The sequence below is a fragment of the Streptomyces globisporus genome, assembly GCF_003501885.1.
GTDB lineage: Bacteria > Actinomycetota > Actinomycetes > Streptomycetales > Streptomycetaceae > Streptomyces > Streptomyces globisporus_D.
Genome location: NZ_QWFA01000059.1, coordinates 1 through 16,138, shown reverse-complemented (window position 1 = coordinate 16,138; position 16,138 = coordinate 1). Strand labels below are relative to the sequence as shown.

Sequence of the window (16,138 nt, the reverse complement as noted above, 5' to 3'; positions counted from 1 at the left end):
CCGGATGCATCCAGGGTGACCTGAACGAAGAAGCCCCGGGCCGCTGGCCTGGGGCTTTCATGTGGAGCGGGTGACGAGAATCGAACTCGCGCTCTGAGCTTGGGAATCAGCGGTGCTTGGGCTGCTGGAAGGGGTCTGACCTGGGGCTTCCTGCGGGGAAGCTTGGATTTCCATGGTCTCTGGAAGCTGTATCTGACCGCTGTTGTCCGCAGTGCTGGGCACGGATGGCGCACGAGGCTAGGGGTGCGGCGGGCCTTGCCAGGGGCTGTGCTCGGGGTGGGCCGGCTCGTCAGAGGGGGATGATGCGGACCTGGTTTCCGCAGAGTTTGGTCATGTCGTCGCCGTCGGAGGTCAGCAGGGCGACGGGTTTCGGTTGGCGCAGTGCTACCTCGGCGACTGTGGCGTCGATGGCGTACTTGTGTCCGTGCAGCCCGGCACCTTTGAGGAGTTCCGCTGCCGCTTTCGCCGCTTGTTCGGTGACCGGCTCCACCTTGACGCGGGAGAGAGCCCAGTTCAGGCGAGGCATGTTGGTACGAGAGTGGCTGACTTCCACGATGGTGTTCGCACCGATCACCAGGTCGGCTCCCATGTCGTGGAAGACCTGCAGCATGGCGAGGAGCTTACGGTCCTGCGCGATCCAGGCGGACAGTCCTTCCGAGTCCAGGACGACGGTGTCGACGCGCTCGCTCACGCGGCGTCCGCGCCCGTGGAGGAGCTGGCGGAGCCGAAGATCTTCCGGCGTGCCTCGGCGAGCTCCTCATCGCTGAAGGGTCCGTGCTCCTCCTCGTGGCGGCGGAGGTCGTCGCCCAGGAGCTGGTGCCGGATCTGGCGGGCCACGGCTTCCGCCACGTACCCGGAGACGTTGTCCGTGAGCTTGCGGAGTTCCGCCACCTGGTCGCTGGGCAGCGTGACGGTGATGCGAGTCGTCGAGGACATGAGCCCAAGCATACTGGAGTATGCACGCACTAGCTCGTGCTTCTGGTCCCCAGCCTTGACGCCTGCGGTCGCATGCTCGAGGGGCAGCCACAGGGGCGATTGCTCACTGGCTGTTCCTGGCGAGTGACGCTCCGGGCCGGTGCTGTTGGGCGGTAAGTAAAAGGCCCCAGTCATTGACCAGGGCCTTCGGCGTGGAGCGGGTGACGAGAATCGAACTCGCGCTCTGAGCTTGGGAATCAGCGGTGCTTGAGCCACCGAAGCGGCTCTGACCTGTGCTTTCCCGCGAGACGGTTTAGATGGCTATGGTCTGTGGAGACCGCACCTGACCGCTGTTGTCCGCTCTGCTGGGCACGGATGGGGCACGAGCGGGGGGTAAGGCCGAAGGGCCCTTACGGCCAAGTCGGCCGGACCCGGCTGGACCTTGCATGTCGTACGGGCCGAGTGGGGCAGCGAGGGGGCCTCATCGCCTCTATGGCCGGGCGCATTCGCTCTGGCCCTGGGTCAGTCTTCGATGACCGGCTGCACGGGTGACAGAAAAGGGTCCAAACGAAGGTGGATTTGTCCCCTGGCCATCACTCGAACGCGAAAGGCGCCCTGTCCTGGAGGTGCCTCCATTTCAGGTGAACGTTCGTAGAGCAGTCCCCAGGACCCGGGGAATCGGGCACAGATATGGTGAAGGAGTTCGTCCAGCTCCTCTGCCTCGTCGCGGCGGCGGTTCATCAGCCCGTTGGCAATGACGAAGAACTCGCCGTTGTGCGTTTTCAGGGCGACTTCGCCGGTAGCCCAGTCGATATTCCTGATCTTCACACTCAGTTCCGCAATTCCCGCATCAAGATTTCCGGCATCCGATTCTTCGGGCGACTCGGCAATGCCGAACCAACCGTGAAATTCGTACACGGCTCTCACTCCAGGGGTGTGGTGTCGATGACGGGTTCGATTCCATAACGGCGGCCGTACTCCTTCAGCTTGTTGACCACGCCTGGTCCTGGTTCGCCGTCGAAGTGGAAGTACGGTGTCCGGCCGGATTGTATAGCATACTCGAAAGTCACCTTCGCTTGGTTTCGTAGAGCGCTTCCCATCTGCATTCCTCCCGGCTTCGACTGCGCGACGTATTCATCGCTGATTGCATCGATTTCACGCCCCTTCGGATCGGTCTCAAATTTGACCCGAGATTCACCGCCGAGCCGCTCGGCCAACGCATCGGCTGCAGGATCCGGCTTGTGCATCTTGACCAACTGGCCGAGTCCGCCGTTGTTCTCGTAGGGCGACAGGCCGAGCGGATCACTCCACGTGTGCGGGTTGTGCACGTAGGCGGCGGGGTTGGGGACGGAGCAAGACCGAGCGGGTCGGGGGTGGTGTAGCGGGCCGTTTCCGGGTCGTAATAGCGGTGGTAGTTGTAATGGAGGCCCGTCTCGGGGTCGTAATACTGACCTGGGAACCGCAGCGGCGTATACGCGGCAGCGTCGGCGTTCCATGTAGTGGTGCCCCACAAGGTTGTGCGGCTGCGCCAAGCTATACCGCCCTGGTCGTCCAAGAGCTCGGTGGGGGTGCCGATGAGGTCTGTGGCAATGGCGAAGAACCGTGTGTCGATCTCGCACTGGCACAACCCCGTAGTTCCAGCCGTCCCCATAGCCTCCACAGTCGGGCCGATCCCGAACACAAGAAAGGCCCTGGTCTCCGACCAGGGCCTTCATCAAAGAGCGGGTGACGAGAATCGAACTCGCGCTCTGAGCTTGGGAATCAGCGGTTCTTTGGCTGCCAGGAGGGGGCTGAGCTGGGGATTTGCAGCCGGCAGGTGGATGGGCCCTTGTCTCTGAGTGCTGCATCTGACCGCTGTTGTCCGCTCTGCTGGGCACGGATGGGGCACGTCGACCGTGGGGCGTCAGTCTGAGCTTCTGTGCTGGAGCGGGTGACGGATATCGGAACGGGAGGCACCTGTGCTGCTGACGCCCCGGGTGGCGTAGACGTCAGGCCCAGAAGGCTTCGGTGACGATGATCTGAGGATCGGCGTGGCGCTGCATGAAGGTGTAGATGAGCCAGCCGCGTCCACTGGCCAGGTCCACGATGTGGGGGCCGCCGGGGCTTGTAGAGGCCAGAGGTCGGATGGCCATGCAGTGCGGAAAGCGAGGCATCGGCGCCGATCCCCCGGAAGTACTGGTCTTCGGCCGTGATCAGTTCCGCACGGGCGCTCATACTCAGGTCACTGCCTTCGGCGGGCATGTTCTGAGATGACGGTACCGCCACGAGATTAGCCGCGCATAGGGATGCATCCTTGCTCCCGACGGTGTAATCACAGATCGTCAGGGGTTCCGTCGACGGCAGGCCCGCAATCGTCGGGAAGACTGGCGGCGATCAATGCGTAGGCCTCTTCGACGGTGTCAACGACGCCGAGGAGGGACTTGTCGGACTTGCGACGCACTCGGTATCCACCCTCGACCAGCGGGTAGGCCGTACCGACATCGTTCGTCCAGGGCCACCGGGTGCACCGGCTCAGATACAGGACGCCGTGGCTGACCATGGGCCAGAGCTCGCGCAGCGACGGGTGCTGGTAAGCAGCTCGGGGAACGGCCGGATTGATGAGGTCCCTGTCGTAGGACAGGATATCGGACCACTCTGCTGCCACGATATCTGCCGCGCTTCGGGATTTTTCGTTGCTCGCCATGATCTATTACCTCAAGTGTGCCGGTAGGTTCGACAGGTCTGGTTGTATCTCGGGAATGTCCGGCTTGGGTACGCTGACTTCTCTGTATCCCCCCTCCTCGGTTCGCGTATACCACGATATCTCCTCCCACGGTCGCCCAGGACGTTCGTCTTCCGGGTCTCCCCAAGCGGCTGCCCCATCGTAATTGCGCACTGCGTAGGCTACTTCGCTCATCTCCCATGCTGTGCCGTGGCCTTGGCCGGGGTAGTTGTCCTCGTGCAGGGTGTTGAACGGAGCTCCATTCCGTGCCGCGTTCTGGAAAGCGTCTACAATATCCTCAGGTGAACTCCAGTTCCCGATCCTGCCACTGCTGTTGGGCATTCCGTCGAGTGTGATCGACAGAGTGGTACCGCGATCCCCGATGGCCCCCATCACGTTGGTCATCCAGACCGGCCCGCTTTCCTCGACTCCGGCATAGTCGTCCCCGTTATAGGTGTGGGCTCCCGGATCACCGTTGGCGCGGAGATGCTCGGCGAGGGAGTTCGAGGCGAAATCGGGCTTCTTGTTGATGCCCAGCACCACACTGTGCTTGTGCTCCCCGCCCCGATGTGGGCATTGCGCCAGCCCCAGCGGGTCGATCCACCGCGTCGGGTCGTCGACATAGGTGACCGCGTTCGGGGCTGGGGCCAGACCGAGCGGGTCGGGGGAGAGGTAGCGGCCCGACTCGGGGTCGTAATGGCGGTGGCGGTTGTAGTGGAGGCCCGATTCCGGGTCGAAGTACTGGCCGGGGAAGCGCAGGGGGGTGTACGCGCCGGCGTCGCGGTTCCACGACGTGGCCCCCCACAGGGCGGAACGGGTGCGCCACGCCACCTCGCCCTGCTCGTCGACCAGTTCACGAGGCGTGCCGATGAGGTCGGTGATGATCGCGAAGAAGCGGCTGTCGACTTCCGCCTGGTCCACGAGCCGGCGCTCCACCTGGGTCACCGGCTTCACGCCGTCGTGGTCCCAGGTGAGGGCGACGGAATCCGGGGAGCCCGTCGTGGACGTGGTCTGTTCGCAGAGGGTGTCGCCGTCCCAGGTGAAGGTCACCTCCTCGACCACCGTCGCCCCGCCCTCGGCCAGGCGCTGCTTGGCCGAGCGCCGGCCCAGGGCGTCGTAGAGGTAGCGCCAGCGCGTACCGTCCGGCGTGGTGACCGAGACGAGGCGGTCCTCCGCGTCCCAGCCGTAGCGCCAGGTCTCGGGCTTGCGGGAGAGGCAGGTCTTCTGGCGCACAATCACCCGGCCTTGGGGGTCATGCTCGTACCGGACACGGCCCGCGCGGGTGATGCGCGTTCCGGCGTACTCGCGCGGCCCGGAGGCGTCGCCCGCACCGGGCCAGGAGGCACTGGTCTGGTTCCCGGCCTCGTCGTACGCGTACCGCTCCGACCAGTTCTCCGCCGTGACGCCGGTGACCCGGCCGTCACGGGAGACCTCCAGCCGCTTGCGGCCTCCGGTCAGCTCCTCGGCCGAGGCGAGATGACCGTCGGGGCGGTACGTGTACGTGCGCCGCTGGAGGACCCGGTCACCGGTCGTCCGGACGAGCTGGTCGATCAGGCGCCCCGCCGGGTCGTACGCGAGGTCGACGGTCAGCGCGTCACCGATCCGGCGGCCGGTCTCGCGACCCGTCTCGTCGAAGTGGAAGCCCAGCCGGTGGCCGGAGGCGCTCAGCTCGGCGGTGCGGCCGGCCGGGAAGGACCAGGAGCTGACGGCACCGGACGGGGTGACGCGACGGGTGCGCCGCCCGGTCTCGTCGTAGGTGTTGACCAGTTCGCGGCCGTCGCACACCTCCCGGAGGACCCTGCCCGAGCTGTCCCGGACGAAGGAGAGGTCGGTGTCCGGCCCCGTCGCCGAGGCGAGGCGGCCGTGGATGTCGTAGGTGAAGCGGGTGACGCTCCCGTCGGCGTCCTTGGCGGTGATGCGGCCCGCGAGGTCGCGTTCGTAGCGGACGGTCTGGCCGAGTCCGTTCGCACGGGAGAGGAGTTGGCCGCAGGCGTCGTGGGAGTAGCGGAGGGTGCGGCCGTCGTAGTCGGTCTCCGCGCTCGTGTGGCCTGCCGCGTCGTAGGTGTAATCCCAGGTCAGACCCTGGGGGTTGGTGACCCGAGTCAGGCGCAACTCGGTGTCGTGGGTGAACTCCTGGCGGGCGCCGTCCGGTGAGGTGCGGGCGGAGACCAGATCGAAGTGGGTGTACTCGAAGCAGGTCTCCCCGCCCGCTGCGTCAGTGTGCGCAAGGCAGTTGCCCTCGCCGTCGTACGTCCACGACTGCTGCGAGCCGTCGGGGTCCGTCCGGCGGGCGAGCTTTCCCTCGACCGTCCACTCCAGCTCGGTGGTGCGGCCCTGGGGGTCGGTGATGCGCACCGGGCGTCCGAATGCGTCCCGGACGTAGCGGGTGACCGTACCGAGTGGCCCGCGCACCGCCAGCGGCAGACCGGCCGCGTCACAGCGCAGCCGGTCCAGCGCGCCCAGGGAGTCGTCGACTCCGAGGAGCTGGCCCTGCGGGCCGTGGGTGAGCCGGGTGGTGGACCCGTCAGGCCGGGTGAAGAGCGTCGGGTTGCCCCGGTCGTCGTACTCCTGCCGCGAAGTCCCGCCGTTGGGGCCGGTGACGGCGGCCAGCTGGTTCAGCTCGTTGTACTCGACCCGGGCGATGGTGCCGTCGGGGTGTTCGACCCGGACCGGGTTTCCGCGATCGTCGTAGGTGTACGTGGTGGTACGCCCGAGGGGGTCGGTCCGGGACAGCAGCCGGTCGTACCGGTCGAAGCTGCGGTGGATGGCGCCGCCCAGCGCATCGATCTCCGCGACAGCCTGGAGCCGGTCGTTGAACTGGTGGACCTTGGTCGCGCCGAGGGAGTCCGTGTACCGGGTGAAGCGGTCGCCTGTGTCCGGATGGACGTCGTACGCGAACGTGGACGACAGATAGCCGTCCGGGCCGACCGTGCGGACCACGCGGCCGGCATCGTCGTACACATAGCGGAACGTGGAGTCGTTACGGTCGGTCCACGAGGTGATCCGGTCGTCGGGGTCGTACGTGAAACTCAGGGGCAGCCCGGACGAGTTGATGACGGCGTCGAGGTTGCCGAGGGGGTCGTATCCGTAGCGCATGACGGTGACGGGACCGTCCGGTGTACGCAAGGACAGCTCCCGCATGCGGGAGTCCTCGACGGCCAGGGCGACCCGGTAGCCCCCGGAGTGGACGACGGCGGTCGGACTGCCGTCCCCGAGGCGGGCGAAGTCGATCCGGTTGAGGTTGCGGTCCTCGATCTCCCGGAGCCAGTAGGCGGAGGACGCGTTGTACGGGCCGCCGCGGAAGGAACGCGTCAGCCCTGAACGGGGGTCGGAGACGAGATAGGTGGTTTCGCCGTTGCCCTGGCCTCCGTGCCGGAGCGGCAGCCGGGGGCCTTCCACGGGGAGCACCCCGTCGTCGTCCTCGGGCAGGGGCAGCCGCGGATAGACGAGGAGCGAACCGTCCTCCCGGGACCACACCGCGCCCCCGCCGACCGGGTCCAGCTCGATCCGCTCGTCCAGCGTGGAAGCCCAACTACGTCCGAACCACTGGCCGTAGCGGTAGCCGGAGAGATGGGTCCGGCGTAGGACCAGGGGAAGGACTCCGGGCAGGGCCAGATCGGTCTGCGGGAGGGTCATCTCGCCGGTGGCGACGTCCACCGGGTCGTTCTCGCAGGTCTTCTTCTCCAACGAGATGGCGTTGCGGCGCGGCTCGTCCTTGGCGTTCTTCAGCGCGTCGGCCTTGGTGCGGGTGGAGTTCCGGGGTGCATCGGGGCGCAAACGGTCTCTCTCGTCGCCCTTCTGCACCTTGACGCCCTTGGACATCATCTCCTTGATGTCCAGTTCGATCTTCTTCTGGTTGTCGGAGATCTCCTTTACTGCCTTCGGTAGTGCCTTGCCGACGTGGTCGCCCATGGCCTTGTTGGCTTTGCCGAGCGCTTTCATGGCCTTGTCGATCACGGGGTCCAGGGCGCCGGCGATGTCGTCCTTGCCTCGACTTCGTCCATGATGCGTCCTGGCCTTGGAGAGCTTGCCCGCGGTCCTGCCGTGCACGTTCACGCTGACCAGGTTCAGCTGGGTACCGGCGCGCGTGTGCTCCGCGTGCTCGATGTGCACGCCCTTGCCGGGCGCGGGGCCGGGACCGGAGCCACCGGCCGAAGCGAGTTGGAGCGAATCCTTGGCCCCCGCCACCCCTTCCTTGAACCCTTCCTTGCCCGACTGGCCGACCTGGTTCATGTCGACGCCGTCCTGGAGGCCGAGCGCGTTGGCTCCGACCTGTACGGCGAGGTCTGCGGCCATGCTCTCCAGCGCGGCGACGGCCGGCTCGGTCAGGGCGGAGACGATGTAACCGACGACCTCCTCCATGCACTCCGTGATGATCCGGCGGATGGCCTGCTGGGCGACCGCGATGGCCGCCCCGCCGATGAGCATGGAGAGCCCGCCGGTCACCGGTATCAGCGCCATGGAGATGCCGGCCTTGCCGGCCAGCACGCCCAGGTGGACGAGTGCCGCGTACTTCATGGCCTCGATCGCCGTGGCCGCGTTGTCCAGGGCGCCGGCGATCGTACGAGCTCCGCCGGCCAGGTCCTTCACGTGCTTCTTCTGGACCTTGCCCCAGTGGCCCTTGAGCGCGTCGAGGGCTTCGCCGCTTCCGGAGGACAGCAGACGTTGCACGTGCTGGTTGGCAAGGTGACCGTCGTCCTCGACGTCGTCGGCGAACTCCCGGAGGGCATCCGCCATGTCCCGGTATGCGTCCTCGTCGACGTTCGGCCAGTTGATCCCGATGAGGTCAAGCATGGTGTCGGCCCAATCGGGCACGGTTACAGCCACAGTGCGAAGTCCCCCCGTGCAAAGCTGCGTTCACTGAATGCAGATGCGAACAGGATCTCATTCCTGCACCGCGATACCAAGATCGTTCACGGTCGGCGGGCACGGACGAGCGGGCAGTTGCGAGGTGAGGCCGTGGACGCCCGGAGCCCGGGCTATCGCAGCGAGGCGTGGCGGCGTCGGGCGGCGAGGCGGTGGGAGGGGACCTCCGCGGGCGCCTGCGGGGACGCAAGCGGTCGAGGCGGGCTGCCCGGAGGGTCGCCGGTGTTGTCCGAGTCGCACGAGGGCACACTGCCTGGCCCGGATCTGGTGTGCGACACCCTGAACAGGTTGAGACAACAAACAAGGCCCGGGTCGATGACCTGGGCCTCAGTCGTGGAGCGGGTGACGAGAATCGAACTCGCGCTCTGAGCTTGGGAAGCTCATGTTCTACCATTAAACTACACCCGCGAAGCATGCCGATCACCGGCTCTGCATCGTTCCACACTGTACCCCATGCCAGGCCCCCGGCGGATGCGCCGTGGGGCCTTCGTGTCGTGTGCACGGGGAGGGGTGAAGTATGGACGGGGGTGTGATGGGCGGGAGTTGGGGGCGTAGCGTGGGTGGTCGGAGTGCCGCGTGGAGTGGCGTCCTGTTCATCCCCTAATGTGGCGTTCTCGTCCAGATGTGGTTGGGGAAGGGACTTGATGGAGTCGATGGAGCGCACCGTCGTCCGCTGTGCCGAAGGGCACGTTTTCACTACCTCGTCGTTCCCGATGCAGCAGCTCGGGGCCGACAGGATCGGGCCGGGGCGGTTGATCCGGTGTCCCCGGTGCGCCCGGTTGCGGCAGGCCGTTCCCGTGGCGTTCGAGAAGCGGTAACGGTAGCGGCAGCGGTATCAGTAGTCGTAGCGAAGCAGTTGCCGGCGGTAGCGGAGTGGTAGTGGAGCAGTAGTCGCAGAGACGTGGAGCAGGGGCGCGCGGGTGGTCCGGTTGGGGCGGGCTCGCGCGTTCTGCGTATCCTCGGGGCGTGCTTCTCTCAGACAAGGACATCCGGGCCGAGATCGACGCCGGGCGAGTCCGTATCGATCCGTACGACCCTTCGATGGTGCAGCCGTCGAGCATCGACGTGCGGCTGGACCGCTACTTCCGGGTGTTCGAGAACCACCGGTACCCGCACATCGATCCGGCGGTGGAACAGCCCGATCTGACGCGGACCGTCGAGCCCGAGGGGGATGAGGCGTTCATCCTGCACCCCGGCGAGTTCGTGCTGGCGTCCACGTACGAGGTGATCTCGCTCCCCGACGATCTGGCCTCGCGGCTGGAGGGCAAGAGTTCGCTCGGGCGGCTCGGTCTGGTGACGCACTCGACGGCCGGGTTCATCGACCCCGGGTTCTCCGGGCACGTGACCCTGGAGCTGTCGAACCTCGCCACGCTGCCGATAATGCTGTGGCCCGGGATGAAGATCGGGCAGCTGTGTCTGTTCCGGTTGACCTCGTCCGCTGAGTTCCCTTACGGGTCCGAGCGGTACGGGTCGCGGTACCAGGGGCAGCGGGGGCCGACGGCCTCGCGGTCCTTCCAGAACTTCCATCGGACCCAGGTGTGATCGACCATGGCTACTGACGTGCGGGAAAACCTTACCTACGAGGGCTTCGGGCGTGCCGTGCGCGAGCTCGCCCAGGCCGTTGCCGATGATGGCTATGAGCCCGATGTGGTGCTGAGCATCGCTCGCGGTGGCGTGTTCGTCGCCGGCGGGCTCGCCTACGCCCTCGACTGCAAGAACATCCACCTCGTCAACGTGGAGTTCTACACCGGGGTCGGGACCACCCTGGAAATGCCCGTCATGCTGGCGCCCGTCCCCAATGCGATCGACTTCTCCGAGAAGAAGGTTCTGATCGCCGATGACGTCGCCGATACCGGTAAGACCCTCAAGCTCGTCCATGACTTCTGCGTCGACCACGTCGCCGAAGTGCGCAGCGCCGTCATCTACGAGAAGTCCCACTCCCTCGTGAAGTGCGAGTACGTGTGGAAGAAGACCGATCAATGGATCAACTTCCCCTGGAGTGTCTTGCCTCCAGTACACAAGTCGGGTGAGGCTTCCAAGCCCAACAAGGAGGCGCTCTAGGGGAGTTCCAGCGTCGGTACGGCTCTCCGTGTGTACGTGGTTTGTCGGTGCCGACCGATATGCTTCTGCCGTCCACTTCCGGTCCATCCTGAGCTTCGGACCTTAGAGCCGAAGGCCCTGCTAACGCGGGGTTGGTTTCACCGGATCGGAAGTCGACATGGCAGATCTGCGAAAGCCAGATGATCAAGAAGAGCAACCGCGCGAACCAAGGCGAAGCCCGACGAAGGCCGAGATCTTGATCGCAGCACTCTCCGCGATCGCGGCACTCGCAGGCTGTGTGGAGCAGCTGGCGCGGTAAGCGCGTCAAACGCTAGGCGGTGAGCCGGACGGTGTGGCACGGGCAGCAAAGCGGGCCCGGCCGTTACTTAGTCGGCCGGACCCGCTTAACGACTCCACGCGATGAGCCCGGCCTCGGTCTTGCCCACCGAGGCTGGGCTTCTTTGCTTGGAGCCAGCCTGTGTGACCTGCGCAAACTCTGTCCGTTGAATGTTGCACACTGAGAACATAGTTTGCAGGTCTATAGCCCAGACTATAGCCCGCAGGTCCTGGCTGGCCCCATCTGGTCCCCGGTGGCCCTGTGGACCGACGATGTGTAACTCTCCGTCCTTCCCATACCCACCACTCACCTCGGCTCCCATCCCGTCCGCCTTCGACCCACACACCGTGGAGCGGTCGTGGTTCAGGGCGTCAAGGTGGAGCGCGCCACTGTACGAACGACCTTGACGCCCTGGGCCGCNGCGGGCGCAGCCAGAGCCGGGAAGCGCGCCCGGCGGAGCGGAGCGCAGCCGGGTGCCTTGATGAGGTAGAGAAACCTGTAACAACTCCGGGCGACGTGAGTAGTCAGGTGCCCGGCTGGGGGCTGATCGCCTGGGCGATGGCTTGCATGGAGTCGGTTACCGCTTCGGCTCCTGCCTCGACGAAGAGTTGATGCTTGCGCGGTTTGTTGGCGAAGCCGATGGCTGCACTGCCGATCGCGTGGGCGGCCTGGATGTCTGTCAGCGAGTCGCCGATCAAGGCGCACAAGGAGACGTCGACGTCCAACCATTCAGCCGCTGCGATCAGCGAGTGAGGGTTCGGCTTCATCAGCTCCGGATGCCCTTCGGGCCTTCCAACGATTGTGAGCACGTGTTCCGACAACCCGTGTCGATCAAGGAATGCCCTGACGGCCTCCGCGGAGTTGTTACTCACCACCGCCGCTCCCCTCCCCGACGCTCGAACTGCCTTCAGAGAGGCAACGGCTCCGGTAACCGGGTCTCCAGCCACCCCTACAGCCTCTACCTCGGCTGTGGTGAGCGCCCTCTCGATTGCCAGTCCAGCGGCATCATCCGCTTCGTGCGTCAGCCGCAGGACCTCCAGAGGGTCATCGATGCCGGACAGCTTCCCTTCCAGCTCCGGGTTGCTTTCGGTTGCAAGCTCGGTGAGATCCCTTGCAACCTGGTCCGCCGGGCGCCCCGCGAACACATCGCAGATGGGGCCGTCGAAGTCGAAAAGCACCACGGTAGTGCTGGCAAGCGCTGCGGCCAGGTCGTCAGTGTCCATCAAGGTCGAATCCCCTCGCGATGCTGTTCCACACGCTGTCGAACCACATGCCAGCTTGCTGGACCTGCTGCGTGCCGCTAGACGACTCGCTGTCGTTGACGGAGTGGTGGAAGAGGACGGTGTCCTTCCCAACCAGGTCGTAGATTTCGATGGGATCGCCCTGTGCCACAACCTTGTTGGGCTTGATCGGGTAGTAGCCGAAGAAGGCGTCTGCTCCGTTGATCACGTACAGCTTGAAGAACTGCGTACCACTGTGGACTCGGACGTCAACGCTCGTCTCGGGGACCAAGCCCAGGTGACTCAGCTCCGCCATTGAGTCACGGATGCTGCGGGCGTACCCGACCATGATGTCGTGCATGCGGGACCGGAGCCGTTCGTCGTCGCCGCAGTCCTCACGGCGGACCGGAGCTGCCTGGGGGACAGCCATGTCCGGAACGAGTATGCGGACCTTGATGCTTGCCGGTGTCAGCCTGCCGATCCGGATCTTGTCCAACGGCTCTTGCAGCGCTCCGTGCAGGGTTTCGCTGGAGAACCCGGCGAAGTCGATGGTGACGTCCGTGGCGGCAAAGGCCTGCTCTACGTAAGGACGTAGGCCCGCCGGCCGTTCCGTCCGGCTGCGGACGAAGACTCCGCTTCCCTTGCGGGAGACCACTAGCCTTTCGTCTTCGAGGTCCCGCAGTGCGCGCTGGATGGTCGCGCGCGCGAAGCCGTAGTGCTCCGTCAGCTCCTTCTGCGACGGCAGCTTCTCCCCTGGTGCGATTTTCCTCGTCCGGACTGCTGCTCCGAGGCTGCTCGCAACCTGCTCGTAGGGCGGCCGGTCATCGTCTGGGTCGAGGGGATCGGGAACGAAGGTCATGGGGCGATGGTACGCGGAGACCCCGACATTGGGACAGCCAGACAGTTAGGTGTTGACATTACTAGCCGCGTTGCTTACGTTGGTTATGCAGCCAAGAAGGCTAGCCAAGTCAGTCGCCTCTGTCTGAGGAGCAAGCTCATGCCGTCCTTCAAGATCGACGTTTCGACCGCTGTCGTGTTCGTGGCGACGCCTCCGACGCCGAAGCTCGTGAGCAAGCAGACCGGTGAGATCGCGATCGACCGGGAGACCGGTGCCCCGCTCGCGACGGTGGGCCTGCTGGTCGCGGACGAGGGTGAGGGCAACCTCTACCAGGTGACCGTGCCGAACACGGGCGTCCCGGAGAACCTCGCCCCCGGCACCCCGGTCACGGTGGTCGGCCTCAAGGCCCGGGACTGGGAGAACACGTTCAACGGTCAGACGCGGCACGGGATCAGCTTCCGCGCGGTCGCTGTGACCCCGCTGGGTGCCTGATCATGTCGGACCTATCCACGGTGATCGAGGTTGCGGGGGCCTTATCGGCCGCCGGTGGCCTCGGCTACGCGAAGGCCCGGTCTCCTCGGGTGTTCTGGTCGCTGGTCGGTGCCCCGGTCGCCCGGGTCCGCTTCTCGGTGACGTATCGGGCGACGATGGATGTGTGCGGGCTGACGGTCCAGCCGTCCCGCCTGCGGGCGTTCATGGTCCGCAACGTCGCCCGGCAGGAAGTCCAGCCCGTTCCCCCGCAGGTCCGCCGCGTCCGCTACTCCACCACCGGCATGCGGGCGACGCTTCGCCTTCCGGCCGGTCTGGAGCCTGCCGACGTGGCCGCCGCCTCGGAACGGCTCCGCCACGCCTGGGGCGTCCACTCGGTGCACGTGGTGGAGGTGAAGCCGGGGTTCGTGGAACTGCGGATGACCGGCTACGACGTGCTGCGCCGGGTGAAGATGCCCCGCCGACTCCCGCCCAAGCTCACCGCTGGCCCGCTGGTCGTGCCGGTGGCGTTGCGGGAGGACGGTTCGGCGTTCGTCCGGGACTACCAGAAGGTCCCGCACGCCCTCACCGTTGGGGCGAACCAGTCGGGCAAGTCGATGTATCAGCGCAACCTCATCTCCGGACTCGCCAAGCTCCCGGTCGGCCTGGTCGGCATCGACTGCAAACGGGGTGTGGAACAGCGCGGCTACGCACCCCGCCTCTCCGCCCTCGCGATCACCCCGGATGAAGCGGATGGCCTCCTGGAAGCCCTCGTCGGTGAAATGGAAGACCGCTTCGACCTCCTCAGTGCTCACGGTGTCCCGGACATCTGGGGCTTGCCCGCGAAACTTCGGCCGGTTCCGCTGGTGGTCCTGGTCGATGAGGTCGCGGAGCTGTTCCTCGTCGCCGCGAAGAAGGACGAGGAGCGGCGGGACCGGATGGTGATGCGGATGATCCGGCTCGCGCAGATGGCCCGCGCGGTCGGGATCTTCCTGGAGGTGTGCGGGCAGCGTTTCGGCTCCGACCTCGGCAAGGGCGCAACCGCCCTGCGGGCTCAGCTCACCGGGCGTGTGGTGCACCGGGTCAACGACAAGCAGACCGCCGAAATGGCGCTCGGGGACATCGCCCCCGAAGCGGTCTTCGCCGCCACCACCATCGCCCCCGATCGCCCCGGCGTCGCGGTGGCCGGGGACTCCTCCGGGGGCTGGTCCCGCATCCGCACCCCCGCTATGACCCCCGCCGATGCCGTGGCCGTCTGCCGGGAGTACGCGCACCTCACCCCGCACTTTGCCGCTCTGGCGCCGTTCCGGCCGGCCGTTTCTACCGCCCCGGCCCCGGGCTCCCCGCTCCTCAAGCCCCGCCCGGCAACCGGCTAACTCCTGCACCTGCGAGTCCAGTTGGCGTGACTGCTTCGCGCCAGGTCCCTATCCCGCCCATGCCCGGAACCGGAAGGAACCACCGCCATGGCCACCCGTCGGACCATCACCAAGCCCTCGAAGAACACCCCGCCCGCCCCGGCCGTCTGCTCGCCGTGCGACGGGTCCGGGATGGTCTCCGCCACGGTTCGCGTCGGACGCAAGCGCCGCCCGGTCGGCCAGCAGGACGGCCTCTGCCTCAACTGCTACGGCTCCGGCACCAACCCCGACGCCTGACCCCCTTGCCCCGGTGCCGGGCGGTGAACCCCGTGTCCCGCCCGGCCCCGGCCTCGCCCCCTCGAAAGGAGGTGAACCCGTGTCCCGCATCCGTATTGACGCCGTACTCATCCAGGCCGTGATCGCCGGTGCTCTGTCCTTCGCCCACCTGCACGACCTGGCCGAAGCGGCTGGTCAGGATGGCTGGAAAGCCTGGGCCTACCCCGTCAGCGTGGACCTGCTCTTGGTCGCGGCCTGGCGGCGCATGCGCACCACCGCGGACAACCGTGCGGCCTGGGCCTGGTTCGTCATCGCCCTCGCGGCGTCGCTGGGCGCGAACGTCGCCACCGCCGGACTCCTCGACCTCGGTGACGTCCCGGCCTGGTTGCGCATCCTCGTCGCCGGATGGCCCGCCCTCGCCTTCCTCGGCGGCACTCTCCTCGTCCACAGCCCTCAGGCTGCGCCGACTGAGACTGAAGCCGCCCCCGTGGTGGCTGCATCGCCGGTCGCTCCGGCCGCTGAACCGGTCCCGGACGTGACGGTGGAACGGGCTCCCGACCCGACCCCCGAGCTCTCGCCCGGACCTGCCCCTGAGGCGGCCCCGGCACCGGCGCCCGTCCCGGTCACGGCACCGGCTGTGTCGGTTCCTCCGGCCCTCCTCGACCACGCCCGGAAGCTCGCCGACACCCACCACGCCACCACCGGCAACCGGATCGACCCCGCAACCCTGCGCGCCCGCCTCGGCGTCCCCGCACCCCTCGCGGACGCCATCACCGCCCAACTCGCCTGATCAGAAAGGGACAACAGCATGGGCCTGTTCAACTTCAACCGCCCCGCCGACTACCTCGACGCCGCCCGGGAGATGGCCGACTCCGGCCGCCCCGCCCTGGCCCGGCTCCTCGCGGAAGAGGCGGCTGACCGCACCACCGACCCGGCCGAAGCCACCCGCATCCGCGCCGAGTTCTCCGGCAACAGCCTCCGACAGGAGGACTGATCCATGGCCCGCCCGAACCGCTTCACCAACGTGCTCCGCGTCGGCCCCGTCCAGGTCGGCACCCACCACGACGGCCGCGGCCGGACCAAGCACACCGCCGCCTGCACCGCCCCCGGCTGCAACTTCTC

At 66.7% G+C, this 16,138-nt stretch carries 16 protein-coding genes, 1 tRNA gene and 1 pseudogene; 8 read left to right on the top strand and 10 right to left on the bottom strand.

Translation table 11 applies throughout. The features are described 5' to 3' along the window. Positions 1-289: 289 nt before the first annotated feature. The 8 genes and pseudogenes from D3105_RS13575 to D3105_RS13540 form a co-directional block, all read right to left on the bottom strand. Positions 290-691, bottom strand: a complete 402-nt coding sequence (locus D3105_RS13575; protein WP_118903488.1) for a DNA-binding protein — start codon at positions 689-691, stop codon at positions 290-292. Continuing rightward, entirely contained in the window at positions 688-936 is a 249-nt protein-coding gene (locus tag D3105_RS13570; protein WP_118903487.1) for a type II toxin-antitoxin system CcdA family antitoxin, read from the bottom strand. Before D3105_RS13570 ends, D3105_RS13575 begins: the two co-directional genes overlap by 4 nt. A 501-nt stretch (positions 937-1,437) precedes the next feature. Continuing rightward, positions 1,438-1,833 carry an Imm7 family immunity protein gene (locus D3105_RS13565; RefSeq protein WP_030815686.1) on the bottom strand — a complete coding sequence of 132 codons (396 nt, stop codon included), beginning with the start codon at positions 1,831-1,833 and terminating at the stop codon, positions 1,438-1,440. Between the two features lie 5 nt (positions 1,834-1,838). Further along, positions 1,839-2,536: pseudogene (locus D3105_RS13560) on the bottom strand (restriction endonuclease fold toxin); the annotation flags it as partial. Between the two features lie 367 nt (positions 2,537-2,903). Then, positions 2,904-3,047, bottom strand: coding sequence for a hypothetical protein (locus D3105_RS35300; protein ID WP_240646890.1), 144 nt, complete (start codon positions 3,045-3,047; stop codon positions 2,904-2,906). A gap of 179 nt (positions 3,048-3,226) precedes the next feature. Next, a complete protein-coding gene (locus D3105_RS13550; protein ID WP_118903486.1) occupies positions 3,227-3,598 on the bottom strand; it encodes a DUF6193 family natural product biosynthesis protein in 372 nt (123 codons plus the stop codon). 6 nt (positions 3,599-3,604) lie between these two features. Next, positions 3,605-8,410 (bottom strand): RHS repeat-associated core domain-containing protein, encoded by a 4,806-nt coding sequence (locus tag D3105_RS13545; protein WP_118903485.1) that lies wholly within the window; start codon positions 8,408-8,410, stop codon positions 3,605-3,607. A gap of 406 nt (positions 8,411-8,816) precedes the next feature. Continuing rightward, a tRNA-Gly gene (locus D3105_RS13540) sits at positions 8,817-8,890 on the bottom strand. 558 nt (positions 8,891-9,448) lie between these two features. Between D3105_RS13540 and dcd the strand changes: the two genes are divergently transcribed. Both dcd and D3105_RS13530 read left to right on the top strand, forming a co-directional pair. Further along, on the top strand, positions 9,449-10,024 hold the full coding sequence (gene dcd, locus D3105_RS13535; RefSeq protein WP_118903484.1) for a dCTP deaminase: 576 nt from the start codon (positions 9,449-9,451) through the stop codon (positions 10,022-10,024). 6 nt (positions 10,025-10,030) lie between these two features. After that, positions 10,031-10,543, top strand: coding sequence for a phosphoribosyltransferase (locus D3105_RS13530; protein ID WP_118903483.1), 513 nt, complete (start codon positions 10,031-10,033; stop codon positions 10,541-10,543). An 840-nt stretch (positions 10,544-11,383) separates the two neighbouring features. Here D3105_RS13530 and D3105_RS13525 read toward each other — a convergent pair. Both D3105_RS13525 and D3105_RS13520 read right to left on the bottom strand, forming a co-directional pair. Further along, positions 11,384-12,082, bottom strand: coding sequence for an HAD family hydrolase (locus D3105_RS13525; RefSeq protein ID WP_118903482.1), 699 nt, complete (start codon positions 12,080-12,082; stop codon positions 11,384-11,386). Next, positions 12,072-12,938, bottom strand: a complete 867-nt coding sequence (locus D3105_RS13520; RefSeq protein ID WP_118903481.1) for a GntR family transcriptional regulator — start codon at positions 12,936-12,938, stop codon at positions 12,072-12,074. Before D3105_RS13520 ends, D3105_RS13525 begins: the two co-directional genes overlap by 11 nt. 138 nt (positions 12,939-13,076) lie before the next feature. Here D3105_RS13520 and D3105_RS13515 point away from each other — a divergent pair, with 138 nt between their 5' ends. From D3105_RS13515 to D3105_RS13490, 6 genes are all read left to right on the top strand, one after another. Beyond that, positions 13,077-13,409, top strand: a complete 333-nt coding sequence (locus D3105_RS13515) for a hypothetical protein (protein WP_007452857.1) — start codon at positions 13,077-13,079, stop codon at positions 13,407-13,409. Between the two features lie 2 nt (positions 13,410-13,411). After that, complete coding sequence (locus D3105_RS13510; RefSeq protein ID WP_118903480.1) at positions 13,412-14,761, top strand: FtsK/SpoIIIE domain-containing protein; 1,350 nt, start codon at positions 13,412-13,414, stop codon at positions 14,759-14,761. A gap of 87 nt (positions 14,762-14,848) precedes the next feature. Beyond that, complete coding sequence (locus D3105_RS13505) at positions 14,849-15,037, top strand: hypothetical protein (protein WP_118903479.1); 189 nt, start codon at positions 14,849-14,851, stop codon at positions 15,035-15,037. A gap of 79 nt (positions 15,038-15,116) precedes the next feature. Next, on the top strand, positions 15,117-15,806 hold the full coding sequence (locus tag D3105_RS13500; protein WP_103536238.1) for a DUF2637 domain-containing protein: 690 nt from the start codon (positions 15,117-15,119) through the stop codon (positions 15,804-15,806). 18 nt (positions 15,807-15,824) lie between these two features. Then, the gene (locus D3105_RS13495) at positions 15,825-16,010 is read left to right on the top strand and encodes a hypothetical protein (RefSeq protein ID WP_118903478.1); all 186 of its coding nucleotides are present in this window, start codon (positions 15,825-15,827) and stop codon (positions 16,008-16,010) included. A 3-nt stretch (positions 16,011-16,013) separates the two neighbouring features. Then, on the top strand, positions 16,014-16,138 hold a 125-nt coding region (locus tag D3105_RS13490), incomplete at its 3' end, for a mobile element transfer protein (RefSeq protein ID WP_118903477.1).